Consider the following 25,863-nt stretch of genomic DNA (forward strand, 5'->3'; position numbering starts at 1 on the left):
TGTTCTCCAATAATAGAGTTGCTAATTAATCTTGTTTATTTTCTGCCAGCATGACGGTTGCCGCTGGCTGTTGTTTAATATTGAAAATCAATCTCAGCACAATAATAATGATCCCGGTGGTGGCCAGCGCCAAGCCGCATAACACCAACGGATGGAGAGTATTAAAGACTTCAAACATCTTGTAGAAAATGTAGGAAATCGCGTGAGAGCCACCATCGATAGAGGAGGCCATCATCTCCTTCGGTACGTTCAGATGGGCCTGCTCTGCCAACGCCTGAGATACCACTGCCAAATCGGAGCCAAACCACAGGATGCCGCAGACAATCACGATCCCGTTAATCAACCCACGGAACATATTGCCGTTACAGGCCACGGTGCCAAACACCACAAAGATCGGCAGATAAGGAATATCGGCGAACGGCATCATGGTATTAAACGGTAAAATAGTGCTGATCAGAATGGTCAGTGGCACCATCAGAATACCTACCGATAATACCGCCGGGTTTTTAAAGGCAATTTCACCGCTGATACCAAAATAAAGGGATTTGCTAGGGAAACGCTTTTTGACCCATTCGGAAGCGATCTCGGTAATCGGCACCAGGCCGCTTACCAATACGCCAGCCATCGTTGGCAATAGCACCATCACGGCGGCAAAGTTCATCCCACTTTTAATGATTTCACTGAAAGGCAACGCCCCCAGCATGCCAATAATCACCCCGAGGATCGCCCCCATTGCCAAAGGGCTGCCGAAGAACCCCAGTTTTGCCTCAATCTTGCTCAGGTTGAGGTCGATCTTATTAATCACCGGGATACGATCGATAATCCGATCCATCAGGAATGCCAGCGGCGCCCAGGCCACGATCTCGGCTTGGGTGATGGTGACATTTGGAGTATCACAGAATTTTTGTACGTGCGGAGCAATATAATCGGCAATTTTCAGGGTGATGATAAAGGTGATCCAACTGGCGAAGATGCCAATCCAGAACGAACCGGTGACCTGTTCAACAATGATACCGGCAAATACGAAATGCCAATAATTCCAGAAGTCCACGTTCAGCGTCTTGGTGGTATTGGTCGAGATCATGATCAGGTTGGTGATAAAGCACAGCGCGTACACCACGGGCAGCGACAGCGCAGCCAGGCTGAACGCACTGATTAGCGGCCACCCCAGATCCAGCACTTCATAATGAAGATTCAGGTTTTTGACCATCGCCTCCGTGGAGCTGCTCAGCGAGCTGACCATAAAACCAATCAGCAGCGACAACCCCAGAAAACCAATGCCGACCGTCATGGCATTCTTGGCCGCATCCGCCAGTTTGGCACCAAAGATCACCGCAAAGAGAAACATGATCATGGGGATGACCACCGCCGGGCCAAACCCCAATATGTATTTAACGACTTCCATTAGTGCCCCCTGTTATTTTAATGAGTAAACATTTTCGGCCACGAGATGAAAAAGCTTGTCGGCTGATAGCGCCGAGTTGTCTTGCAGGTAGCGCTGGCATAGAGAAAGTACGCCAGCGTAAGGCAAGGCCAGCAGTGAAACCGGCCAGTCGGAAGCAAACATCACACGGTCTTCACCAAAAGCAGAAAATACCGCGGCGATATAAGGTTCAATTTCCTGGTAAGCCTGGTCCAAACCGCTCCAGCGCTGATAATCCGCTTCGGTGGTCATGCCAGACAGCTTGCAAAAAACGTTGGGATGGCGCTGAGCAATCTGCCGCAGCTTGCTGCGCCACGGCTCCATTTCCCCTGCCCTGATTGCTGGTTTCGCTATGTGCTCAATGACAAAGACCACGTCTGGACAGGCGGCGATCAGCCGATCGACATCATCCAATTGTTGTGCGGTGACCAGCAGTTCGTACACCAACCCCTGCTCCCCGACGCAGCGAACTCCCTCAATAAACTCCGGTGTCACCAGATGTCCGCCAGGCAACCCTTGTGACATATAACGGATGCCTTTCAGGCGGTTTGATTTCCCCATCAGCCGCCGTAAATCAGCGGTTACCGCCTGCCCTTTGGTGATATCGGCCCAGCCAATCACCCCGTTGATTTTGTCGGTCTGCTCTGCCATTGCCAGCAGCCATTCGCTTTCAGCCAGCGTCGGCACGGCTTGCACCAGCATGCCCCCTGCAACCTGATGCTCATCGAGCACCGCCAATAGATCTTCGATCAGGAAATCACGGCGAATGCTGGCCAGATCCTCCGTGATCCAGCTGAAATGCTCGCCCTTGCAGTGCCAAATGTGGTTATGGGTATCGATAATACGCATTGCCCCTCCTGTGTATTCTTATTGTATACAATGTGAATACAATAAGCCGTCGCGATGAGAATACAACCGACAAGTTGGTTTTATGAGCATGAAGTCACAATTTTGAGCAGAATAACTCAGAGGGGCGTTGTGGGTTTTGCACAGAGGCAGGAAAGGCGCGGATAGCATCGAACGAGTATTGCTTTGAGCTAATTGATTGATTATTTTAAAATCTAGCAGTCCCCCCAACCCTCTCCCACAGGGAGAGGGAGCCGTCCAGCGCTGTTTTCAGGTGTAGAAGTTAATCTGTTGCAGGGGTGATGTAGAAGACAAGTACCGTATTCATGTTGTGGCACGTTTTTTCCCCTCTCCCTGTGGGTTAGGGTGAGGGCTCTTTTATGCGCCGCCCAGATAAGCCTTCCTCACCTCCTGATTGCTAAGCAGTTCTGCACCGCTGCCGCTCAGGCGGATTTGCCCATTGACCATCACATAACCCCGATCGGACAGCTTCAGCGCATGGTTGGCGTTTTGCTCCACCAGGAAAATTGTCATGCCGCCGTTGGCCAGTTCGCGCAGAATGCTGAAGATCTGTTTGACGATGATCGGTGCCAGCCCCAGACTCGGCTCATCCAGCAACAGCAGTTTTGGCCGGCTCATCAGCGCACGGGCTATCGCCAACATTTGCTGCTCACCGCCGGACATAGTCATCGCCCGCTGGTTACGCCGCTCTTTCAGGCGTGGAAACAACTCATACATACGCTGCATATCTTCAGCAGCATAATGGTTGCCGAGGGTAATCGTGCCCATCAGCAGATTTTCTTCCACGCTCATGTCAGGGAAGATCCGCCGCCCTTCCGGGGCCTGGGCAATGCCGCTACTGGCCACAAAATGCGTCGACCGCTGGCTGATATCCGTCCCCTGAAACAGGATCTGTCCACCGCTGATGCGAGGTTGGCCAAAGATTGACATCAGCAAGGTGGATTTCCCCGCCCCGTTGGCCCCGATCAACGCTACGGTTTCCCCTTGCCTGACCTGCAATGACACCTGTTGCAGCGCCTGGATCGGGCCGTAATGGACATCTACCTCGCGAAATTCCAGCATCACCTCGCTCATCCCGCCAGCTCCTCTTCGTCTGCGCCCAGATAAGCGGCGATCACGCTGTCATTGTGTTGGATCTCCTGCGGTGTTCCCTCGGCGATCACATTGCCGTGGTCCAGTACGATCACCCGGTCGGAAATCTCCATCACCATTCCCATATCATGTTCGATCAGCAGCACCGTAATATCATGATGCTGGCGCAGAAAGCGGATAATCCGGCTCAGGGTCGCGGTTTCCACCGGGTTCAACCCGGCGGCGGGTTCGTCCAGACAGATCATTTCCGGGGTGGTGCACATCGCGCGGGCGATCTCCAGCCGCCGCTGCTGGCCGTAGGACATCTCCCCCGCCAGTCGGTTAGCACAGTCCACCAACTCGACCACCTCCAGCCAGTAAAATGCGCGGTCCAGCGCTTCATTTTCTGCCCGGCGATAGGCAGGCGTATTGAGCACACCAGCAATCAGGTTGCGGTTACTCAAACGGTGTTGCGCCACCAGCAGGTTCTCCACCACCGACATCTCACGGAACAGGCGGATATTCTGGAAGGTGCGGGCCAATCCGGCACGGTTCACCAGATGTGTGCCACCAAACATTTTGTAGTACAGGCGGGAACCCAGTTGCGCGGGGTTAATCCAGTCCCCTGCACGGAATTTCTGGCCGAGGATACGGATCACATCAATGGGCCGTTTGTGGGTATTGAGCAGGATCGCCCCGCCGCTGGCACGGTAAAAACCCGTCAGGCAGTTGAACACCGTGGTTTTCCCCGCGCCGTTCGGGCCGATCAACGCGGTGATCGACCCACGCTCCACCTCGAGATTTACATCGTTCAACGCTTTGATGCCGCCGAAGTGCATCATCAAATGTTCAACGCGCAAAATGGCATCGCTCATGGTGCTACCCCCTTGCGTGGCGTAAAGCTGCTACGGCTGATACGCACCAGGCCGCGTGGCCGCCAGATCATCATCAACACCATCAGTACGCCAAACAGCAACACTCGATATTCGGCAAAGCTGCGCAGCAGTTCCGGGGCCACCGTCAGCACAAAGGCTGCCAGCACGACGCCGATAGTCGATCCCATTCCCCCCAATACCACGATCGCCAGGATCAGCGCCGATTCAAAGAAGGTAAACGACGTTGGATTGACGAACCCTTGATAGGTAGCAAAAAACACCCCAGCGATACCCGCGGTGGAAGCTCCCATCATAAACGCCGAGAGTTTGACCAGCACATGATTAAGCCCGAGAGAACGGCAAGCAATTTCATCCTCCCGTAACGCTTCCCATGCCCGCCCTATCGGCATCCGCGTCAGCCGGTGTTTGACGAACAGCACCAGCAACACCACCAGACACAACACCACATAGATGAAGATAAACTTCAGGTTGGGGTTATAGGTAATACCGAGGAACTCGTGGATCGGTACTCCCCCTTCCTTGGCTCGGCGGCCGAACTCCAGGCCGAACAGGGTCGGAGCAGGAACCGAAACGCCGTTTGGCCCACCGGTTAACGACACCCAGTTATTCAGCACCAGGCGAATGATTTCACCAAAGCCCAGCGTCACTATCGCCAGATAGTCACCGTGCATACGCAGCACCGGGAACCCCAGCAATGCCCCGGCCAGCGCCGCCATTAGCGCCCCCAGCGGCAACATCGCCCAAAAGCCCAGGCCCAAATACTGATAGCCCAGCGCCAGGCCGTAAGCACCAATGGCATAAAACGCCACGTAACCCAGATCGAGCAGCCCGGCCAGCCCCACCACAATGTTCAATCCTAGCCCTAACAACACATAAATCAGGCCGAGGATTGCCACGGTCAGCAGATATTTGGTCGCCATAAACGGGAACAGCAATGCCAACACCACCAGTAGTGGCAGGATCCAACGCAGGCTCGTTCTAGCTCCGACTGGCCGAACATAAACGCCGTCATTGCCCCCTTCAAAACGCGCCGACACCCTGCGCCCCAACGGCGTTTGCAAAAACAGGCTGAGTAACAAGCGCCCCACCATGACTACCGCAATAATCACCACCAGGCGACGGGGCTCAAAGTTGAAACTGTAGCCGTCCAGCACGATGCCGACGATCGGGCCAAACACAATTAGCGCGATCAGGCCCGCGAGAACGGCATCCAACAGGCTGCGTTTAATACTCAGCCCTTGATGAACTGTGGATTGAGACATAGTTTCCCTCACACCTTAGCGACCATTGGCCGCCCCAGCAGGCCCTGAGGGCGGAAAATCAGGATCACCACCAGCAGACCGAATGAAAACACATCCTTGTAATCCGAGTTCACCATGCCGGCGAACTGTGCCTCTGCCACCCCAAGCAGCAAGCCTCCGAGCATCGCGCCGGGCAATGAGCCAATGCCCCCCAGCACCGCTGCGGTGAAGGCTTTGACGCCGATAATAAAGCCCACGTAAAAATCGAAGGTGCCGTAGTTCATGGTGACCAGCACCCCGGCCAGCCCGGCCATCGCCGCGCCAATCACAAACACCAGCGAGATCACCCGATCGGTATTGATGCCGAGTATTGATGCCATCTTGCGATCTTGTTGGGTAGCCCGGCAGATACGTCCCAGGCGCGTGCGTTGGATCACGTAGGTAAGCACCGCCATACCTAATAGTGCAGCTACCAGAATAAATACCTTGGTGTAGGTAATCTGGATCACACCGCCATCAAAATTGAGCCGAAAAACGCCGTCCAGCAGCGTGGGGATCCCCTGCTGGCGCGGCCCCTGACTAATTTGCGCGTAGTTCTGCAAGATCAGTGACATACCGATAGCGGAAATCAGCGGAGCCAGACGCGTGGAGTTACGCAGTGGTTTATAAGCGATACGTTCAATCACCCAACCATAAACGCCGGTGACCACGATGGTGAAAACCAGGGTGCCTAGGATCAACAGCGGGAAAGAGTGGAGACCAAAGAAGGAGAGCAGCGCCAGGCCAATCGCACACAGATAGGCAGAAATCATATACACCTCGCCGTGGGCGAAGTTGATCATGCCAATAATGCCGTACACCATGGTGTAGCCGATGGCGATCAGGCCATACACCGCGCCAAGGGTCAGGCCGTTAATCAGCTGTTGCAGGAAGAATACATCCATAATAAGCAATCTCACCTGATGGGCGAGCCGCAAGTTCAGCACCACGCGGCCCAAAGGGGGTTAAGGAACGGATCCGCCATACGCACGGATCCGTTGATCTTTACATCAGAGCTGGTGATATTTGCCTTTGTCATCCCATTGGTAGACCACGTAGTCTGATACCTTCAGGTCACCTTTTTTATCCCAGGCTTTTTTCCCCATCACGGTATCCACATCGTGAGATTTCAACCACTCGCTGGCTTTGGCACTGTCTTTACCGCCGGTGGCATTGAACGCTGCAGCGATGGCCTGGATCGATGCGTAGGAGTACAGCGTGTACCCTTCTGGCTCAAATCCACTCTCGCGGAACTTGGCGATCACCGCTTTCCCTTCTGGGATCTGACGCGGATCGTTACCGAAGGTCATCAGCACGCCAGTGGTGTACTGTGGCCCACCGGCCGCCGTTACCAGCTCCTCGGTAACAATACAGTCGCCGGAGAAGAATTTGGCTTTCACCCCTTGCTCACGCATCTGGCGCACCAGCGGACCCGCCTCTGGATGGCAGCCGCCGAAGTACACCACGTCTGGATTAACCGAAGCGATTTTGGTCACCAGGGCGTTAAAGTCTTTCTCACCGCGCGACAGCCCTTCGTACATCACTTCCTTCACGCCACGTTTGTTCATTTCTGCCTTGGCGGCATCTGCCAGCCCCTGACCGTAAGTGTCCTTATCATGGATGACGGCAATCTTTTTCGCCTTCAGGGTATCCAGCATGTAATTGGTGGCGATGACCCCTTGCTGATCGTCGCGGCCGCACATGCGGAACATGTTATTCATGCCACGTTCGGTGATTTGCGGGTTGGTGGAGCCGGGAGTGATGGCAATAATCCCGGCTTCGTCATACACCTCCGAAGCGGGCATGGTGGAAGACGAGCAGAAGTGCCCCACCACCGCAGCGACGTGATCCTGATCGACCAGGCGGTTAGCTACCGAGACTGCCTGCTTAGGTTCACAAGCATCATCGCCTTGCACCAGCTTGATTTTTTCCCCTTTAATTCCCCCGGCCGCATTGATGTCTGCGGCAGCCTGCGAGGCCCCACGCCAGTATTGATCCCCATAGGTGGCATTTGGGCCGGAGAATGGCCCGGCGACGCCAATCACGATATCGGCATGTGCAGAAAAAGCCGTACTAAAACAACCAATAAGCAGAGCAGCAAGCGGGGTTTTTAGCAATCTCAATGACATTTTGCATTCCTCAGCACTGTTTTAGCGAAAGACCGTAGACCCGGCCAGTTGCAAATTGCGGCCAATAACGGCGGCAGTTGCAGGACGACAGGTGTATACCCTATGGATTTCAAGTTGCAGCTAGGCGACAAGCTTGCTCATCCCCAGGAGCTTACTTTTGTAAGTGACTGGGGTGAGCAAGCGCAGGTAACAACGCTGCAGCTTGAAAGACGACGGGTAAATGACGTGGAGCAGTCACTTTATGTGTAGTCGGGGAAAATAATTTGCGCGAGAGCGCAACCGATTTACCCGCGTTTATCCAAGCAAAAATCTAGCCATTGTGACGGCGCATACAAAAATAGAGCCGATTTGCTGGCGCTCTCAGCCGTAAAAATGAGGAGGCTCACTGGTTTTGGCAGGCAACGAGCGTTAGAAAAGAACAAGGGGAATTTGTTGGCGCACCTTGCTGGTGCAACTGGAGGGCATTTTGGATGAGCAGAAAACAAAAACGCTCCCTAAGAGAGCGTTTCTGGTACAACACCATGTATTCCCGGAATATCTGAATACGGGGTATGCGCGTTAGGCGCCAGTCACTCGCTCGATCAAGGCATTGGTCAGGTCGGTGCTGATACGGTTACAGGTTTTGGCAATGCGGAACTGATAGGCGGCATCCATGATTTGATGGATGTCGGTGCTGACATTGTCACGAATGCGCATGTAAAGCTTGGCCTGCGCAACAATATCGTTCAATTCTACGCTGCGGGTTTGATACAACCGCGGGCTAACCTGTTGCAGAGCATTCAGCTCTTTCATGCAGGGATACATGATGTCATCGGTACCGACAGAAGCCATCGGCTGAGCTGGCTGCGTAACGGTAGCGCTTGGTGTAACTGGGGTTGGCGCAGGGACACCGGCGGCGGTGGCAGGTTTGGTTTTCGCAGTCTGGCACCCTGCCAGCAACACACACAATGCGGCTATGGCGATTGTTTTTTTCATTACTAAAAAACTCCGGGAAACAAAGGAACGGCGTAGTTTACCGCTATAAAAATGGCTTGGCGTAGCATAGAGTAATAAAGCAAGCATTGACAAGATCTGCGAGGGCCCCATTACTGCTATCAGCATAGAATGCCCGCCAGAGTAACATAGAAAAATCTTAAAAAAAATCACTTATCGCCAGTTATACAGACTTACTATTTTGATTTACATCAACTTTTTGAAAAAACCAAGCATCCGACAGCTGAAAAATAAAAAAACAATCTCGATCACAGTTTGGTAAAAAAATAAGCAGATATTTTGGGTTTTCGCCAGTGGCCCCATTCAGATGGCGCTAAGATCCTTCCTGATTAATTTATATTCGATGAGTAGTATTTTAGTGGGATCGCTTTATGACGGTGCTACTTAACATTCTGTCATGGCAGGGGAATGGCGAAATGGGCAAACAGCTCACTTTGTGGGGGCTGCATACTGCGCCCATTTAGCTGTATGTTGAACCCGTTAATCTTTGTCATCCCTATGGATCCGCATTTTTTCGCGTTGTTCACCAAAGCAAAGTGCCGAAAAACGAGCCAATATGCTCAATCTGGCAGCAAACGCACTTTTCCCTCACTTTAGTACTTTGACAAACCCAATATGCCTCGCTATTATTCGCCTCGTTCACACGATTCCTCTGTAGTTCAGTCGGTAGAACGGCGGACTGTTAATCCGTATGTCACTGGTTCGAGTCCAGTCAGAGGAGCCATATTTAAGAAAGCAGACCTTCAATAAGGTCTGCTTTCTGCATTTCTATCAGTTGGTTATCTCCATCTTCAGGTTCACCCCCGTTCACTAAAACCACTCGAAGCCATACTCTTTTGCTGTTAAAAATACCGGTAAAGCTGATTCGATTTCGTTTTACCAGCAACAGGCGCGAACCTGTCATGTCACTTACTGATACTTAACAATCCTTCAGAAAAAGTGGTTAAGCCCACTGACGGATTCGGCCTCTATCTGCTGGTGCATCCCAACGGTTCCAAATATTGGCAGTTGAGTAATCGCTTTGAAGGCAAATTATGAAGATGAAACGTCCTCACAAAGCCCCTCATAGTAAGGAAACGTTGCGTTTTCTTGAAATACATTCAGGCTATCAGCAGCCTTCATAAATAGGTATTTCCCGGCATAAAACTCCATTTATCCGAGCAAACAGACCACGCAGCGTTAATCCGTATGGGGTTTAGGTGGTGAACTGGTAGCACACGGTATGCGGCCTATCGCAAGGACTGCTGCTGAGGAATGCAGTAAGTTTAAGATAGAAGTTCTTGAATCGGCTTTGGCCTATACCAAAAAATCGAGATTATAGCTAATTATAATCGTGCCGAGTATCTGGCAGAGCGAGCAACACTTATGCAATAGTGGAGTGATTAAATTTAAGTACAGAAATATAAGACTAATGCTATGTGATAGTAATGTGATCCTACTATTCCAACAAGGTCTGTGTTAAATGGGCTATGATACCCAGCAGCACATTTGTAATCATGGCTCCCGCACCCTGGTCTATAGTGCCTTAATTGAATCCTGTTTTTGGTCAGAAAACGCTTTAGAACCTCAGATAAACCACAAGGAAAGCAACGGTGTTCGTGAAGTCTATACCATCAAGGCTAAACATCTTGACCAACGTCGCTTAATGCTCCAGTGGTGGGCTAATTATCTGGATGCCAATGCTAAAAATATAGTTAGGCCCTTTGATTTTTCACAGAAATAATGATATTAATAAACAAGAATAGTTTATATTTATTTTAACTGGTACTTACAATGTCAAAAAGAAAAAATCACCGCCACACAAAAAAAAGTTCTTCATCTACATTCGAGAAAAAACAATTAACTTTGCAAACCATTTCGGTAGTGATGGCGATGTTTCTATTTATGGCTAATATAGGCTGGTCTTTCATACAAACTCATATAGAAAAAGAGAACAAACTTTCCAACATAAGGACTGTGCTAGCATACGAAATTTACAATAACAAAAAATCAATTGAGTTAATATATAAAGTTAGAAACATAAGAGAGTATCCAACAGATGATGGAGAAGATACGGAAGAACATCCTATTTATTTAGACAAATATGCAAAAATAAAATTATCATTTTTATCTTCTATTGATGACAAAGTATTCAAAATTTACAATGATAAAATAGATATACTTAGCCCAGATGAAGTTTCATTAATTATGGATTACTATAGCACCTTAACTAACCTGAAGAATAGAATATCCGAGACAACACTAACTTTAAATAAAAAAATTACAAAAAAACAAGTCGATTATGCAGAATATGAATTAAATGATGTTTACATGAGAATATTTGAGTTGTCAGATAAATTAACGAGTCGATATGAAAATTATACACCTAAATCGTCTGTTGATGATCTTCCGTGTGAGAGCCTACTATGCATGGAAAATAGATGATATCGCTATATTCTGTGATTGTATATAAGGGGCCAAAAGACCCTTTCTCATCCCGTTGAGGGAACTATCTATTGGGTAGAGTGCATTCCCCCACATTCGAGGCAACCAAATCAGCCCATTGGGCTGTAAACAATTCCCCATATATGGGCAACCAAAGGTTTCATTGAAAACTAATCTGTCGTATCCACCGCGCTAAATGGAATCGTCCTGGGGCAAAGGAGCAACGCGCTGATGAACAGAGCGTTCGTGGTTCGAGCCCAGTCAGAGGAGTCAAATTTAACGCAATGGAAAGCTACTGCTGCCCATGGCGTATAAATTTAAAATCCCCCTTTCGCAAATCAAATTACACTCTGCTCAATGTAAATCTACTAACAGCTAGCGTACTTTGGGGCTCCGTTCAGGACTCGCATCGGTCAGATTCTTACATATTAGAACATGTCACTACTGGTGAACTGTCATTCTCTGATCCCTGCTAACCTAATGCGATAACGATTTGCATCCGACATAATTGCGCGTATGAGATCGGCAACCATATCGACGAACAATGCATGCGTGTCAGTGCGTTTAGCCAAGACCGCAAGATCCTTCTCATCTATCTACTGCATCTGAATTTCCTATATGAGTCTGCATCACCATCATTTAGATGGTAAGTGATAAACGCATTCGTGTTAACGGCTATAGCCAGTATCATTTGCCGTTTTCCTAGACACTAATTTTAAATTAAATTATGGTGTAGTCCGCGGTCCAGGTTCAGCCTATTGTGATAGACCTAAGATTTATTCAAACATTGCTCATACCTCAATGACATTGTCAGCACCAAACCATGCCCTTGCTTGGACAAGGGTTGCAACTGATGGGTTACGGAAATAAACGGCTAAAGTGTCTTTCGCACGCGTGCAACATACATAAAATAATTTTCGTGTCCGTTCACGAACCGTATCTGTGCCATTACTTTCGAAAAGGTAATTGAAGTTGTACTTATTCCAGCCTCCTGAATCTAAAACAACTAGTACACGGTCAAATTCTCGACCTTTAATTTTATGCTGAGTCGAGTACGCCGTTCGTCCTTCCAGATACTCATAAAGATTTTTATAAGCTAAATATTCCACACCAACGAGTCTGTTAAAAAGGTAACCCTTTCGTTGACGAAATTCGTGGAACCGGTCGTCTTTGACGCATAAGCCGTGCTCATGGGCAAAATCAATAACATCTATGATTGGACTATTTCTCATCGCACCAATCGTCTCAATGCATCTCTTCAGCCGCACTTTGTCATCAACGCGATTAAGCTGAAATTCTGTTCTTCTTAAGAATTCGTTGTATCGTCGTTGCTCATAAAGATGAACTACGGTCTGTATCTTGAATACATGTTTGATGAAGTCGCATCGTTGAGACCCTTTCCGTGCAATATCTTCCTCGCTTTGCTTCTTGTCATCGATGAGCAGGTCTTTATCAACGTACATGCGTCGGAACACATTGAAATCATGCTCCTTTGCTTCATCAAGTAAACCTGGATGGGTATCAATAAACTTTTGCATTTGTGATGTAGGACTGACAGATGCCAGCTCTTTCCCAGCTTTGTTCTTCTGAAGGGCTGTTACAACCTCTCCAAATGTAAAGCCGTCGTAACACTCTAAATCATCATACTTTTTGATGAAACTCACTAGTCGGTCTCTAAAAGCCAGGACTCCATCCTTGTCATATATTTCCATTAGGTTACTGAAGCCAGCTTGGGGCGCAATAAGATTGTGGGTCAGATTAAGTTCCTTAGTTTCCAATACCTCATCGAAGTTCCATTTCAGAATCTTGCGAACCTCACCCAGTTTATCGGTCTCACCAAAAGAGTAATAGAAATGAATAGTCCCCTCTTTGGCAGTAGACCCATTCATGTTAGGGGCATTTTCATCTTCTGACGCATGCTGTAGCAAACCATCGGTTCGAAGTTGATTCGCTAACTCATAAACTAAGCGCGGATTGCGGCGGTTCTGTCTCTTCTTAACCTCTGCCACCATTTTACTATCGACGTAACTTTGGATCGAACCAACTCCTTCATCATAAATAGATTGCATTGTATCGCCAAAAAAACCGCAGACTCCTTTGCGCGAACTTTGAGAAAGATGATCGAGCAAAATAGTCACAACATCGGGAGCAGTATCTTGGTATTCATCAACCAATATGTATCGAAACTTATCACGCATTATGTCTCGAATTTTTGGATATTTTTCAAAAATGCCTCGAGCTAGAATAATAATTTCATCATGAGAAATAATCCCCTGATCTAGAATTCTATACTCTTTATATTCAATGGTTTTCCCAGAAAACATATCGTCGGACACAACAGTACTACCAGGATTAATCTTGGGTGGCTCACAACCCATCAACTCGATCAAAACTGTACGTAGAGCGGCCTGATAGGGGCTGATCGCGCTCCACAAAAAATCATGAATTGTGCTGACTGAAAGCCTCTCGTTGGAAATACGGGATTCGATCTCTCTAACAGCAGCATTAGTATATGTGATACATGCGATGAAAGCGCTAGGATCAGTCCTTAGGAGTTCACCTATGATCTGGACTAAAGAATAAGTTTTACCACTTCCCGCCCCTCCGCTGAGCAGAAAACTCTTCCCATCGCTGACGTGCTTGAGTACGTCAACAACTTCCGGTTCCAATTTCAGTCCGCCTTGATCCATGTGAGCCCCTCCTCAATATATTGCGGCGTGCACCAATTGTTGCATTCAACGACAAACTCCTTCGTCTCACCAGTCATATTCGACTTCGTCAACTTCTCCGACTGACTATTGAGAAGGATTTCGATCGCGAACGACGGCTTTTTTGAAATTCCTTTCTCGGCCATATCAAAAGAAGATCCACCTTTAATATACTGCTTGAGATATTTCACAACCAAGCTCGGAAATTTTATCGTTTCAACTTCACCGTCATCGTTACAAGCATTCTGCATAAATGAACGGTTAGTGTGAAAAAACGCATCTTCAAAACTACGTGCATGATACTCGTTGCCATCAGCATCGTTCTCCGAAACTTGGTATACGCACATTACCTGACCATCAGGATTTACCTCCCAAGAGTGAGATACTTCGTTCTTGCGAACAGTCTTTTGCCCAATAGTAAGACCAAGGAAATAGGCGAGTTCTGACCCTACGCCGAAAAAAAACTTAAGCGCATGGTTTGTCGTGTGTGTCGCATTCGTAACCGCATGAGAATGGGGATCTTTAATTGGCTCACCATCCTTATTAAGTTTCGGCTGCCCATTGTCATTAAGACGAGGTACTTCAATCGCTGAATCTATATCTGTGATAATGAGCGTCTTTATTCCGATAAAGTCCAAAAATATTTCAAAAATATGCGAATGGGCACCAACCTCTATCACCGAGATGTTTTGTGAAAGCAATGGGATCGGGAGTTGAGAGCCTGTTTCCCATGCCTTCGCTTCGTCAAGCTGATCTTTTTTCCTCATCATTGCTGATAACAAAATACGCTCAGTATCCCCCTCAACCAAAATCGCTTTATCTGCAAAGAAAAGCTGCGATCTATGAAGCGTCAAATACTGCCTCAAGAATTTATAATGTCCGTTACGCCCAACTGCTTTATAAAGAACCGCTAAGTCCCTAAGGTTTTTAGCTTGAGTTTCGCCATCACTTCTCTTGAAGTATTTTATATCATCGAAATCGGATTCCGCTACAATATGGGCTGAGTGCGTCGATAATATTGTCTGCAGTGGTCTAGTGATACCATTGGCATTAGTTATAGCTCTACCGACTAGACTTTTGATATTTTTAATGAATATTGCCTGCATCTGAGGATGTGTATGGGCCTCAGGTTCTTCAATAAACAGCAGGTTTATATCTGCAGGCTTCGGCGACGTTCCCCGCTTGAACTCATTAAGAATGATTTTGATATCGAAGATAATACTGATCAGGTTTAGATAACCTAACCCATTGTAATTTTCAGGTAAAACGTGAGCTTCGATTCCCTGCCCGTACATCACAGTGGTGTTTTCCTCCAGCAGTTCACGATGCTGTAAAGTCGACCTGATCTGGATTTGAGCATCCCCTTCCTTTAGGCCGCCGAATTTCTGAACATCGGAAATTACATCTTTGAAAAGGCCGGCATAAATACCATCGAGTTGAACATCGGTGTTACTCAAAGCTTCCTTAAAACTGTCAAAAACCTCTTCCTCACCCACGTCAGCTGACATCGCTGAATATATTTTCGCAGACATCATTGACAAACTTCGATCCGAATCTCTGTTTGAAACAGATCTGCGAGCATTGATCCGCTTGAAGGAAATGATCTCTTCGACCCGAACGCCCTCTTTGATAAGATCGACGTACGTATCCTCTTGTACCTTTTTCGTCAAATGGTCGAACTGAACGCTTCGGCGTGCGAGCCTAAAGTAGTGGTTATGATTTTCCTGAAGGAACGAAAGCGCATCTTTGGCTTTAAGCCCTTTCTTATCACAGTGAACCTTATAGTCACGTTTCAGCAGGTCAAGATTCTCTGAAGATAGATGGTATAGAAAATCCAATACGATCCAGCGATTCTCAGGGTCAAGATCCATGATGACTTTGTTACCGACGTTGGCTAGATCATCATCACTGCCATATTCGATGAACAGTCTAAGCGAGATACCACAGAATGGGAAGGGATCGACTGGTTGTTCCTTATTCTTGATTAAATTAATAAGGTATTTTTGAAAACTAATATTGAAATCGTCCAGCTCAAACCGTGGATTCGCGCTTACTAGAAAACGCTCAAGTGCCAGTAGAAGCGACGTTTTACCAGAATTATTCTTGCCAATAATGATCGACAAGTATTCCTCGATATCAACTTGTAAACTCTTTAGTGATCTAAAATTTTTGATTTGTAGTTTGATCAGCTTCACAGTTTTACTCGCAATCGTCTTTTAATGCCCCAAGTATATAGATCTCACCAAAGCCGCGCACTACTCATTATTCATCTTTGTTCTGAAGATCTAGGTAAGTAGAAGTATAACCTGTGTCATACGCCTTGAACACTCGGCGTGGGATGGCTAGCTGGCCTTCACAAGTCTGATCTTCATATCCCAACGAACAGCCATGTTGTTCAGTCTGGCAAAGCAATCGTACTCTGAGTTGTACGTCAAGATTTTTGATTGCAAGATTTGCTAGGACCTACATCCATTTTAACCAACGATTTCACAGTATGCATTGTAATTATCGCCGGTAGACCCTGTCATGAGCTATATCTGATTCGAACCTGTTCTCCCATTTAAACGGTCAGAGTCCTTCACACTTTATACATGATTGGGTAACCCTATTACGTTTTCTCAGACGATACAGTCATGTATAAATGAGACCAGCATCGAAATTATTGCAATATCATTTTTTAGGGGCTTATGCCGGTACTTCAATCGCCATTTAATTATGAATAATACTTATTTATCAAAGAATTAAAATACGCATCAAGTCCAACCAGAGGAGCCAAACTTAAGTTCTATAGTCATCCAATCCGTATACCTTCGAACATTCCCAAAATCGTCGCTTAGTTTCCTCGTTACCGTCTGTTTTGCCCAAAACTCATCGTTGCTCGCCCCTATTACCTATACTTTCACATGCTCCCGCCGTAAATGGTAATCCACCTGGTACTCGCTGGCATTTCTGAACATCACCGAGTAATTCACGAAATCGCCGCTGTCGCTGTATGACAGCGAGGTGATGCGCAAAATAGGTGTCTGTTCATCGACATTCAGCAGCTTCGCCATCTTTTTATCGGCCAGTACAGGCGTCAGGCTCTCATAATTGCCGCGCACGATGATGTGGCATTCATCTTCGATATAGCTGAATTTTGATCCCTCCAGGTGGGCAACGGACAAATTGCGATAGAGCTTCGCGGGCATATAACTGTCTTCTACCATCAGAGGCTTGCCGTCCACCGAACGAACCCGTCGCGAGTAGTAGATCCGTTCATCAATCTTGATGCGCAGCTGGCTGGCGATAGCGGGTGGCGCGGGCATAATAGTAAACTCCAGCACGTCGCTTACCACTTCCTTACCCTGATTGCGCATCACCTCGATAAATCCGGTCAGGTTGGTGGTTTCATGATGCACATCTTTCTTCGCGACATACGTGCCGCTACCGTGGCGGCGCTCCACCAATCCCCATCCCACCAGCAAATCTATCGCCTTGCGAAGGGTCATGCGGGAGACGCCAAACTCTTCCGCCAGGCGAACCTCAGCAGGCAATGGGCTGCCAATATGATAATCGGCGGAATTGAGCCGAATGCGTAGCCTGTCGGCTATGGATTTGTAGATCACTGATAGACCTCTCTGGAGTTTCGCGCTGCGCTTAAATAATCCACACCCTATAAATTAATAGGCTGTTTTTATTGAGGTTGCAAACACCCTCATCAAGTGAAAATTCCAAGCGAAATCGTCGTGTACAGTTTTATGACGAAAAGTAGACAACTTGGTGCAAACAAAAACCATGAATGCGATCACGAATCGGTGCGACGGACAAAGATAACCCCTCACGTACTCCCTACTCTGCTTCTCAGACCCGCGTTAAAGAATAAGGTCACTTCCCCTACAGGTTGTTACATGAGGATTTAAAATGCTCAGTCAAATACAACGTTTTGGTGGCGCAATGTTTACCCCAGTCCTGCTGTTCCCGTTTGCCGGGATTGTGGTCGGTATCGCCATTATGCTGCGTAACCCGATGTTTGTCGGCGAAGCGCTCACTGCACCCGATAACTTATTTGCGCAAATCGTCCACATTATTGAAGAAGGCGGTTGGACGGTATTTCGTAATATGCCACTGATTTTCGCCGTGGGTTTACCGATTGGCCTGGCAAAGCAGGCTCAGGGCCGTGCCTGCCTGGCCGTGCTAGTCAGTTTCATGACCTGGAACTACTTCATTAACGCAATGGGAATGACCTGGGGCCAGTACTTTGGCGTTGATTTTAACGTCGACCCGGTGGCGGGAACCGGGCTCACGATGATTGCCGGCATCAAAACTCTCGATACCAGTATTATCGGGGCGATTGTGATTTCCGGATTGGTCACCGCTATCCACAACCGCTATTTCGATAAACAACTTCCCGTTTTCCTCGGTATTTTCCAAGGCAGTTCATTCGTCGTCATTGTTGCCTTCTTCGTCATGATCCCTTGCGCGTGGCTAACCCTGTTCGGCTGGCCAAAAGTACAGATGGGGATTGAATCACTGCAGGAATTCCTGCGCAGCGCTGGCTCGCTCGGGGTGTGGGTTTACACCTTCCTTGAGCGCATCCTGATCCCGACAGGGCTTCATCACTTCATCTACGGCCCATTTGTCTATGGTCCGGCAGTCGTGGAAGGAGGCATTCAGGTTTATTGGGCGCAGCATTTGCAGGAGTTCAGTCAGAGCACGCTGCCGCTGAAAACGCTGTTCCCAGAAGGCGGCTTTGCGCTGCACGGTAACTCGAAGGTGTTTGGCTGTCTGGGGATTGCGCTGGCTCTCTACGCCACCACGGCACCTGAAAATCGAGTGAAGGTAGCAGGCCTGCTGATCCCCGCCACGTTAACGGCGATGCTGGTCGGCATTACCGAGCCACTGGAATTTACCTTCCTGTTTATCTCACCGGTACTGTTTGTCGTCCACGCATTTCTGGCCGCTACCATGGCGACGGTCATGTATATGTGCGGCGTGGTGGGCAACATGGGCGGTGGTCTGCTTGACCAGTTCCTGCCGCAAAACTGGATCCCGATGTTCCACAACCACGCATCAATGATGTTTATTCAGATTGGCATTGGACTTGCCTTTACCGGGATCTACTTCCTGGTGTTCCGCACCTTGATTCTACGTTTCAATCTGAAAACGCCGGGCCGCGAAGAGGCTGAAATCAAGCTCTACAGCAAGGCGGACTATCAAGCATCCCGCCAGCAAACTACGGCAGCGGCAGCGAAAGAAACCAAACAAGGCCAGGCTGCCGGTTTTCTCGAAGCACTTGGCGGAGCAAGCAACATCCTGAGCGTTAACAACTGTGCGACCCGCCTGCGTATTGCCCTGGTGGATATGTCGCTGACGCAAAGCGACGACATTTTTAAAGCGCTGGGTGCCCACGGTGTGGTGCGACGCGGCAACGGTATACAGGTGATTGTGGGGCTGAACGTCCCGCAGGTCCGCGACCAGATCGAAAACCTGATGAAAGACGCTTCTTCGAGCGAACTTAAATCCATGACGGAGGCAGTATCATGAATAAATTCTCTGTAGTTGTAGCTGGCGGTGGCAGCACCTTCACTCCTGGTATCGTACTGATGTTACTGGCAAACCAGCATCGTTTCCCGCTGCGTGCCTTGAAATTCTATGATAACGATGGTGCGCGCCAGGAAACCATTGCCGAAGCGTGCAAAATTATCCTGAAAGAGCAGGCACCAGACATCGAATTCAGCTACACCACCGACCCCGAAGTGGCATTTACCGATGTGGATTTCGTGATGGCACACATCCGCGTGGGCAAATACCCGATGCGTGAAAAAGACGAAAAAATCCCTCTGCGCCACGGCGTGCTTGGCCAGGAAACCTGCGGGCCAGGTGGAATTGCTTACGGCATGCGCTCCATCGGCGGCGTGCTGGAAATTGCCGACTACATGGAGCAATACTCGCCAAACGCCTGGATGCTGAACTATTCCAACCCGGCGGCGATTGTGGCAGAAGCAACCCGTCGTCTGCGCCCAACGGCGAAAATCCTCAACATCTGCGATATGCCCATCGGCATTGAAAGCCGCATGGCGCAAATTGCTGGCCTGAAAGACCGCAAAGAGATGCGCGTGCGTTACTACGGGCTGAACCACTTCGGCTGGTGGACGTCTATTGAGGATCTTCAGGGCAACGACTTGATGCCTAAAATCCGCGAATACGTGGCTAAATTTGGCTACGTTCCGCCATCAGATGAACATGGTACAGAGGCTAGTTGGAATGACACCTTTGCCAAAGCGAAAGATGTCTGGGCGTTGGATCCAGAAACTTTCCCAAATACTTATCTGAAATACTATCTGTTCCCGGACTACGTAGTGGAGCATTCCAACCCGGAGCGTACCCGCGCTAACGAGGTCATGGATCACCGCGAGAAGCACGTTTTCGGCTCCTGCAATGCCATTATCCAGGCGGGGAAATCCTCGGCAGGTGAGTTGGAAATCGACGAGCATGCCTCCTACATCGTCGATCTGGCAACTGCCATCGCCTTCAACACCCAGGAGCGCATGCTGTTGATTGTGCCAAACAACGGCGCTATTAATAACTTCGATCCGGAAGCCATGGTCGAGATCCCCTGCCTGGTTGGCAAAAGTGGCCCGCAACCGCTGGTGGTTGGCAATATCCCGCAATTCCAGAAAGGGCTGATGAGCCAGCAGGTGGCGGTAGAAAAACTGGTGGTCGATGCCTGGGAACAGCGTTCTTATCAGAAACTGTGGCAAGCCATTACGCTGTCGAAAACCGTGCCTAGCGCATCAGTTGCCAAAGCAATACTTGATGACTTGATCGAGGCGAACAAGGACTACTGGCCTGAATTGAAGTAAGAGGATAGCGTTACCACTTTCCCCTCCCTTAATCCCTGTACAGGCCGAGGAGGGGAAGATTGGCACCGGAGTTAAATGGGCGCAGCATACTGCGCCCTACAAAAACGTGTTTTACCAACGTAACACGTTGCCTGCATAGTCAATAAAGTGATGCCCTCCTTTTCCGCGCCAGGCCAGAACCTGGCTCACAATGCCAGAGCAGCTTTGTTCGACAGTCAGCGTGGCATTAGCTCCGCCCATATCCGTTTGTACCCAGCCCGGATGCACCGACAGCAAAGTCACCTCCCGCTGTGCGGTGGTATCACGCAATCCGCGCGTTAACATATTCAGAGCAGCCTTGCTGGCGGCATACAGCGGATAGGTCGCCGCATCGTTCTCGTTTAAACTGCCCAACTCCGAGGTCATCAACGCCATCACGCCGGTTTGCGGTTTCACCAGCGGTATTAACGCTGCCGCACAGCGAACCGGGGAAAAGGTATTGGTCATAAACAGTTCAACGATCTCATCATCATTCGCCTGGGCAACGTCCTGATGGGCAGGCCCGTAAACACCTGCGTTGATAAAGATAAGATCGAATTGTTGTGACAACAGCCGTTCTTTCAGGGCAATCCTTTCATCCTGTTGATTGATATCTAACTTCAGCCATTGCGTGTCAGCCGGGCTATCGGCAGGCACCGCGCCGCGACAGGTTGCAACTACCTGCCAGCCCTGCATGGATAGCTGCCTGACAATGCCTAAACCTATTCCGCGTGACGCACCGATGATCAGTGCCGAGAATGGAGATGTCATGCTTTTCTTCCTTATGTCGATAGCTGTTGGTTGACCACCCCTGAATTACTCCTGGTCAACGTGAGTCATTTTGCCCATCACAAAGGCTAAATTAGCCGCCGCGATCAATGCTGCCGCATGAGCATCGGTGCTCGCCTGTTGCGCATAGAGCAGACCATTGGCAGCCTCGTTGGCTACGGTGATGGTCCCCACGCCGTTGCGATAAGACTCCAGCGCGGCGTCGTAGGTAATGAACGCGGTTTTTACCAGGTTCAAGGCTGCCTGGTTGGCTTCTAGCGCGGATTGCAACGTATCTGCCGCCACGATAATTTCACGAACTGCAGCCTCCTGCGTCTTTTGGAAGGTCTCATTTGCCACGGCGGCACGTGATTCGGCCTCTTTCACGCGGGCAGCTCGTATGCCACCATCGTAAAGCGGTACGGTAACGCCTAACAGAATGCTAGAGGAGGACGTTTGCTGACCAATGGGCGGCAATCCCTGCATATCAAAGCGCCCATCACCACCCGCGACCGCGCTGGCAAGATAGACCTTAGGCAGAAAGTCCGCCTCTGCCGCCTTGATGCCTGCGGTTGCGGCCTGGGCAGCAGCATAAGTTGCCAATACGTCTGGCCGCTGGGAGAGCGCCAGCTTAATCATCTGCTGGGTTGGCGCACTGGCCGTCTGCGGCAAAGGTTTATCCTCGGCATAGCCCACTTTGATTTGCGATGAGGCAGAAATGCCCATGGCCGCCAGTAAGGCCTGCCATGCGTCACGTTCCGTTCCCTGCGCCACAACGCGATTCAGTTCCGACTGCGCGACCTGCTGGCGTGCCTGCGCGACTTCCACCGTTGTCGCGACACCATTTTTGTTACGCGCCAGGGCAGCATCGAGGATTTTCTGGCTATTGCGCAGCGTCTCCTGCGCTATTTTGCGGCGCGATTGGGCCGCACCGTATTGGTAATAGCTGCGCGTAACATCATAAATAATCTTTTGATGCATGCCGTTAAAGGCGACGTTGGCGGCATAGGAGGTGTGCTTGGCCGCCTGTTGCAAAGCGCTACGCTGGCCAAAATCGAAGATTAACCACTGTAACGCCAGTGCCGGTACTACCGCGCTGCCGGAGGTATCCACATCGTGTTGGCCGTCAATGTCATAGGGCAACGGCGTGTGCGTTCTTTGATAACCACCGATGACGCTGGCTGAAATCATTGGCAAAAATGTCGCTTCAGCCATGCCGACACCCAGCGCAGCCTGCCGCGCCTGCTGCCAGGCGATGCGGGTATCCGGGTTTTGCATCTGGGCGATGTCGATAAGCTCGGGTAACTGGTAGACCTGCTGCTGGTTGATCGCAGGCGGTGCAGGGAGCTCCGCTACCGCCGGATTAGCCGGAACAGCAAATTCATGACTGTTAATGCCGTCAGGTGTCCAGGGAGAGGAAGGGCTAGCCGGGGCCAACGCCAGTTGGTCCGTGGCACAGCCTGCTAACAGACACAGCCCCACTGCCGTGCTGAGAGTTCGTATTTTGAAAATCTGAGTGCGCGGCTTCATCCAAGAAGTTCCTCAAGTCGCCTGATGCTTTGTTGGATCTCAAGTTCAACGGCGGGTGGCAAACCGTTATTGCTGCCTGTCGGCACTGAGGGATTAATCACTCCACTGCTCGAGGAAAGTCGCCTAAGCCGTTCCACATCGGAGGAGGATTTTTCAAAGGGCAAAAACAGCGCCGGACAGAGGTTTTCCATTTCGCCAAGGATCGCTTGCAGACGCCGGTATTCTTCGGGAGAGGGGCGTAGCGATCTTGGCTCAAAAGGAACCAGTCTTAGCGCCTCCCGTGCCGTAGTCAGTTCTTCTTCAACCTCTGCCGCCTGTCTTATCGCTGCCGGGCGTTCTGTTGGCGCCAATGCGGCCAGATTGCTTAACTCTGCGACCAGGCTGCGGATGCGAGTGCGGACAAAATCAGCAATGGCGACGGGCCACACGTAAGTGAATATCAAATACACCACCAGATTCCCCAGCAGGATCCCCAGCACCCTGTCGAGCGCGACGCCCAAATCCGTACTCGGCCCAAAACCATGTAACACGGTCAGTAAAAATGCCAGTCCGATTTGTATGCCCGCATAAGCAATTCGCTCATTGCCGCTCGATACCCAGGCACTGAGCAGCAGCGCGCCGAACACTAGCGCCATTAACTGGCCGATATCGCTCAGCGACGGCACAATAAAAATCAGCGAAAGCACGCCCATCAATGCGCCTATCAGGCAGCCAACAATGCGTAACGTCAGCTTGTGCACCGTCTCCCCCGCCGTGCCTAGCGCGGCGACATAACAAGTGATCATGGCGGTATGAATGTCCTGCCAGTCCAGTGCGGTATAGGCGAGATAACAGATTACGCTGGCCGCCGTGGTCTTTAAGGCAAATTGCTGATGGACGGGATTGGTAAAGGCGTCTGCGGCTAAAAACGAGGCTTTTGGCGCACTGGTGTCTACCGCGTTATCTGGCGTTGCAAGTTGCACCAGCGCGCGGGTGACTTCGTCATTTTTCCCACTCTGATTAAACGCAGGGGGTTCAATCATCCGCCCTGCGGTAATAGCCTCGGCTGCAGAACTGCACCAGTCGGCCAATTCAGGGCGAATTAACGCCGGTACGGTTTTATTGACGGCTGAAATGGCCAACAGTAACCGATAGCTGCTGTTGACGGCGGCGGTTAACCAGGCGGCCTCTGCGGCGGGACGCAGATGGAAAATGCGCACGAGCATAGCCCGCTGTTGATGCTCGCTCTGCCCTTCCCGCAGCAGCTCCTCTACTTTATGCAGGCTGGGGGCATCCGGGTGGCGTAATGCCGCACCGGCAACCTCTAAGCGCTCTGCCAGACTTGCGCGTAGCAGTTTCCAGGGTGGCCGCCCGATGAAAAGATTAAAGGCTACCAGTAGCAGCATCGGTGATGCGGCCATCAGCCAGGCATACAGCACCGCGCGCACCGCTAACTCTCCATTCGGCGCATCGCCAAGCAGCGACATTATAAAAGCGATCACCAGCGCAATAATGCTGCCCACCGGCCCGAGCTTGCTCGCCGAGCCTAGCCAGAGAAAGGCAAACGAGCTAAGCACCAGCACCGCCATGCGTAAAGGCGCAGACTCCAGGGTATAAGGCAGGATCAGCAAGATCAGCCCCACCACTATGGAAACGAGCAAGGTCACCGCAATGGCCATCGCCATACTTTCGGCGGCGTCTGGTTTCATCACGAACAAAATCAGATAGCAGCTAATCGCTGATTCGGGGATACCGTACAGCATGGCCACCAGCGTCATTAGCGCGCAAAGCGCACCGACCCGCCAGGCCATCGCCAATCGGCCAGGGAAATAGGCCAAATCGCGCTTCACCTGGCGCAACATTCTGCCCCAGGGGCGGTCAGCAACCATGGTCGTCTCGTACTATTGCTACCGCGCTGGCACCAATTCGCATCAACTCCGCCGGCGGATCTTTAAGGTTGATCCGCACCGGGAAACGCTGTTCGACCCGCACCCAGTTCAGCGATTTCGGGACATAGGGCAGATTACGTGGAATGTTAAACTGCTCCTCGGAGCTGATCCCCCAGCCAATGCCCTCCACTCTGCCCTGAATCGCACGCTGGCGATCGGCCATGACATATACCGTGGCGCAGTCCCCCGGTTTGATGTGCGCCAGCTCCGTTTCGCGAAAGTATGCCGAAGCGTGCCAGTGGTCGCTATTAATCAGCGTAAATACCGCCTGGTCCGGCATCACAAACTCCCCCGCCGAAACATTCAGCCCCACCACCAGGCCATTGTGCGGCGCTCGTATCTGGGTATTTTCCAGCTCTTGTTCGGCAATGGCCAATGCGGCGCGGCGTGCACTGAGCAGAGCCTCAGACTCCGCAGCGCTGCTGATTAATGCCTGCGAAGCGACGGTTTGCTTCAGCGCCTGTTTCAGGCTGATTTCCGCATCGTGTTTGGCGGTCTGGGCATCATCCACCTGCTGGGCGGTGACATAGCCCTTGCCCAGCAGCGGCTGAATACGTGCCAGCGTCTGAGTTGCCAGCTTAAGGTTGGCCCGCGCCCGGTTAACCTGCTCGTCGGTGATCGCTGCATTAGATTGTTCTGCGATCATCGTGCGGTGCTGAGTATCCCAGGCGGCTTGCGCCATCTGCAGTTCCGCCCGCGCCTGCTCGACCCGCAAACGATAAATCGTGGGATCGAGGGTGAACATCACCTCACCCCGCTGAACCTTGCCGTTTTCTGTCACATTAATGGACTGAATACGCCCAGGTACGGAGCTGCTGACATTCACCACGCTGGCACCGATGACCGTATCTTGCGACGTAGGATTTAACGAGTTTTGACGCAGCGTCAGCCACCCTGAAATAGCGGCAGCAATAACGATAACCACCCCAATGACGATCGCTATACGACGTTTATTGCCCTGTTGTTTTAAGGTGTTCATTTTTAGC

Annotated in this window: 20 protein-coding genes, 1 tRNA gene and 3 pseudogenes; 8 read left to right on the top strand and 16 right to left on the bottom strand. The window is 50.3% G+C overall.

Annotation, left to right across the window (positions count from 1 at the left end; translation table 11 throughout):
• Positions 1 to 25: 25 nt before the first annotated feature.
• The 7 genes from WN53_RS24695 to WN53_RS24725 form a co-directional block, all read right to left on the bottom strand.
• Positions 26 to 1,405, bottom strand: coding sequence for a PTS transporter subunit IIC (locus tag WN53_RS24695; protein ID WP_024485154.1), 1,380 nt, complete (start codon positions 1,403 to 1,405; stop codon positions 26 to 28).
• A gap of 12 nt (positions 1,406 to 1,417) precedes the next feature.
• On the bottom strand, positions 1,418 to 2,272 hold the full coding sequence (locus WN53_RS24700; RefSeq protein ID WP_037412474.1) for an amidohydrolase family protein: 855 nt from the start codon (positions 2,270 to 2,272) through the stop codon (positions 1,418 to 1,420).
• 375 nt (positions 2,273 to 2,647) lie between these two features.
• On the bottom strand, positions 2,648 to 3,364 hold the full coding sequence (locus WN53_RS24705) for an ABC transporter ATP-binding protein (protein WP_024485156.1): 717 nt from the start codon (positions 3,362 to 3,364) through the stop codon (positions 2,648 to 2,650).
• Positions 3,361 to 4,236: an ABC transporter ATP-binding protein gene (locus WN53_RS24710; protein WP_024485157.1), complete on the bottom strand. Its 876-nt coding sequence runs from the start codon at positions 4,234 to 4,236 to the stop codon at positions 3,361 to 3,363. The genes WN53_RS24705 and WN53_RS24710 overlap by 4 nt, the downstream gene beginning before the upstream one ends.
• Positions 4,233 to 5,519: a high-affinity branched-chain amino acid ABC transporter permease LivM gene (livM, locus tag WN53_RS24715; protein WP_024485158.1), complete on the bottom strand. Its 1,287-nt coding sequence runs from the start codon at positions 5,517 to 5,519 to the stop codon at positions 4,233 to 4,235. The genes WN53_RS24710 and livM overlap by 4 nt, the downstream gene beginning before the upstream one ends.
• 8 nt (positions 5,520 to 5,527) lie before the next feature.
• Positions 5,528 to 6,442, bottom strand: a complete 915-nt coding sequence (locus WN53_RS24720) for an ABC transporter permease subunit (RefSeq protein WP_021180268.1) — start codon at positions 6,440 to 6,442, stop codon at positions 5,528 to 5,530.
• 105 nt (positions 6,443 to 6,547) lie between these two features.
• Entirely contained in the window at positions 6,548 to 7,666 is a 1,119-nt protein-coding gene (locus tag WN53_RS24725; protein WP_024485159.1) for a branched-chain amino acid ABC transporter substrate-binding protein, read from the bottom strand.
• Positions 7,667 to 7,768: 102 nt separating this feature from the next.
• Here WN53_RS24725 and WN53_RS28750 point away from each other — a divergent pair, with 102 nt between their 5' ends.
• Positions 7,769 to 7,915 (top strand): hypothetical protein, encoded by a 147-nt coding sequence (locus WN53_RS28750; RefSeq protein ID WP_099049941.1) that lies wholly within the window; start codon positions 7,769 to 7,771, stop codon positions 7,913 to 7,915.
• Positions 7,916 to 8,224: 309 nt separating this feature from the next.
• Here the strand turns inward: WN53_RS28750 and WN53_RS24730 are convergent, their stop codons facing one another.
• The gene (locus tag WN53_RS24730) at positions 8,225 to 8,641 is read right to left on the bottom strand and encodes a hypothetical protein (protein WP_024485160.1); all 417 of its coding nucleotides are present in this window, start codon (positions 8,639 to 8,641) and stop codon (positions 8,225 to 8,227) included.
• A 666-nt stretch (positions 8,642 to 9,307) separates the two neighbouring features.
• Between WN53_RS24730 and WN53_RS24735 the strand changes: the two genes are divergently transcribed.
• Positions 9,308 to 9,383, top strand: a tRNA-Asn gene (locus WN53_RS24735).
• A gap of 3 nt (positions 9,384 to 9,386) precedes the next feature.
• On the opposite strand, the gene WN53_RS28755 is transcribed toward WN53_RS24735, so the two are convergent.
• Positions 9,387 to 9,563, bottom strand: coding sequence for a hypothetical protein (locus tag WN53_RS28755; protein WP_158645295.1), 177 nt, complete (start codon positions 9,561 to 9,563; stop codon positions 9,387 to 9,389).
• Here WN53_RS28755 and WN53_RS29005 point away from each other — a divergent pair.
• The 4 genes and pseudogenes from WN53_RS29005 to WN53_RS24740 all read left to right on the top strand — a co-directional run.
• Positions 9,557 to 9,691, top strand: a pseudogene (locus WN53_RS29005) (Arm DNA-binding domain-containing protein); the annotation flags it as partial. The gene WN53_RS28755 and the pseudogene WN53_RS29005 overlap by 7 nt on opposite strands.
• Before the next feature lie 2 nt (positions 9,692 to 9,693).
• A pseudogene (locus tag WN53_RS29010) lies at positions 9,694 to 10,033 on the top strand (integrase); the annotation flags it as partial.
• A gap of 88 nt (positions 10,034 to 10,121) precedes the next feature.
• Positions 10,122 to 10,382 (top strand): annotated as a pseudogene (locus tag WN53_RS28075) (tyrosine-type recombinase/integrase); the annotation flags it as partial.
• A gap of 50 nt (positions 10,383 to 10,432) precedes the next feature.
• The gene (locus WN53_RS24740; RefSeq protein ID WP_046808360.1) at positions 10,433 to 11,083 is read left to right on the top strand and encodes a hypothetical protein; all 651 of its coding nucleotides are present in this window, start codon (positions 10,433 to 10,435) and stop codon (positions 11,081 to 11,083) included.
• A gap of 791 nt (positions 11,084 to 11,874) precedes the next feature.
• Here the strand turns inward: WN53_RS24740 and WN53_RS24745 are convergent.
• From WN53_RS24745 to WN53_RS24755, 3 genes are all read right to left on the bottom strand, one after another.
• A complete protein-coding gene (locus tag WN53_RS24745) occupies positions 11,875 to 13,773 on the bottom strand; it encodes a UvrD-helicase domain-containing protein (RefSeq protein WP_046808361.1) in 1,899 nt (632 codons plus the stop codon).
• Positions 13,755 to 15,986, bottom strand: coding sequence for an AAA family ATPase (locus WN53_RS24750; protein ID WP_046808362.1), 2,232 nt, complete (start codon positions 15,984 to 15,986; stop codon positions 13,755 to 13,757). The genes WN53_RS24745 and WN53_RS24750 overlap by 19 nt, the downstream gene beginning before the upstream one ends.
• A gap of 696 nt (positions 15,987 to 16,682) precedes the next feature.
• Positions 16,683 to 17,396, bottom strand: a complete 714-nt coding sequence (locus WN53_RS24755; RefSeq protein WP_037412480.1) for a GntR family transcriptional regulator — start codon at positions 17,394 to 17,396, stop codon at positions 16,683 to 16,685.
• A 295-nt stretch (positions 17,397 to 17,691) separates the two neighbouring features.
• Between WN53_RS24755 and WN53_RS24760 the strand changes: the two genes are divergently transcribed.
• Positions 17,692 to 19,314: an alpha-glucoside-specific PTS transporter subunit IIBC gene (locus WN53_RS24760; RefSeq protein WP_024485163.1), complete on the top strand. Its 1,623-nt coding sequence runs from the start codon at positions 17,692 to 17,694 to the stop codon at positions 19,312 to 19,314.
• Positions 19,311 to 20,633, top strand: a complete 1,323-nt coding sequence (locus WN53_RS24765) for a 6-phospho-alpha-glucosidase (protein ID WP_024485164.1) — start codon at positions 19,311 to 19,313, stop codon at positions 20,631 to 20,633. Before WN53_RS24760 ends, WN53_RS24765 begins: the two co-directional genes overlap by 4 nt.
• 111 nt (positions 20,634 to 20,744) lie before the next feature.
• On the opposite strand, the gene WN53_RS24770 is transcribed toward WN53_RS24765, so the two are convergent.
• The 4 genes from WN53_RS24770 to mdtN are packed head-to-tail and all read right to left on the bottom strand — an operon-like array spanning position 20,745 to position 25,856.
• Positions 20,745 to 21,422, bottom strand: coding sequence for an SDR family oxidoreductase (locus WN53_RS24770; RefSeq protein WP_024485165.1), 678 nt, complete (start codon positions 21,420 to 21,422; stop codon positions 20,745 to 20,747).
• Positions 21,423 to 21,467: 45 nt separating this feature from the next.
• Positions 21,468 to 22,949, bottom strand: a complete 1,482-nt coding sequence (locus WN53_RS24775; RefSeq protein ID WP_024485166.1) for a TolC family protein — start codon at positions 22,947 to 22,949, stop codon at positions 21,468 to 21,470.
• Entirely contained in the window at positions 22,946 to 24,817 is a 1,872-nt protein-coding gene (locus WN53_RS24780) for an FUSC family protein (protein ID WP_037412484.1), read from the bottom strand. Before WN53_RS24780 ends, WN53_RS24775 begins: the two co-directional genes overlap by 4 nt.
• Positions 24,807 to 25,856 (bottom strand): multidrug transporter subunit MdtN, encoded by a 1,050-nt coding sequence (gene mdtN / locus WN53_RS24785; RefSeq protein WP_024485168.1) that lies wholly within the window; start codon positions 25,854 to 25,856, stop codon positions 24,807 to 24,809. The genes WN53_RS24780 and mdtN overlap by 11 nt, the downstream gene beginning before the upstream one ends.
• Positions 25,857 to 25,863 lie beyond the last annotated feature (7 nt).

The sequence above is a fragment of the Serratia fonticola genome, from assembly GCF_001006005.1.
Classification (GTDB): domain Bacteria; phylum Pseudomonadota; class Gammaproteobacteria; order Enterobacterales; family Enterobacteriaceae; genus Chania; species Chania fonticola.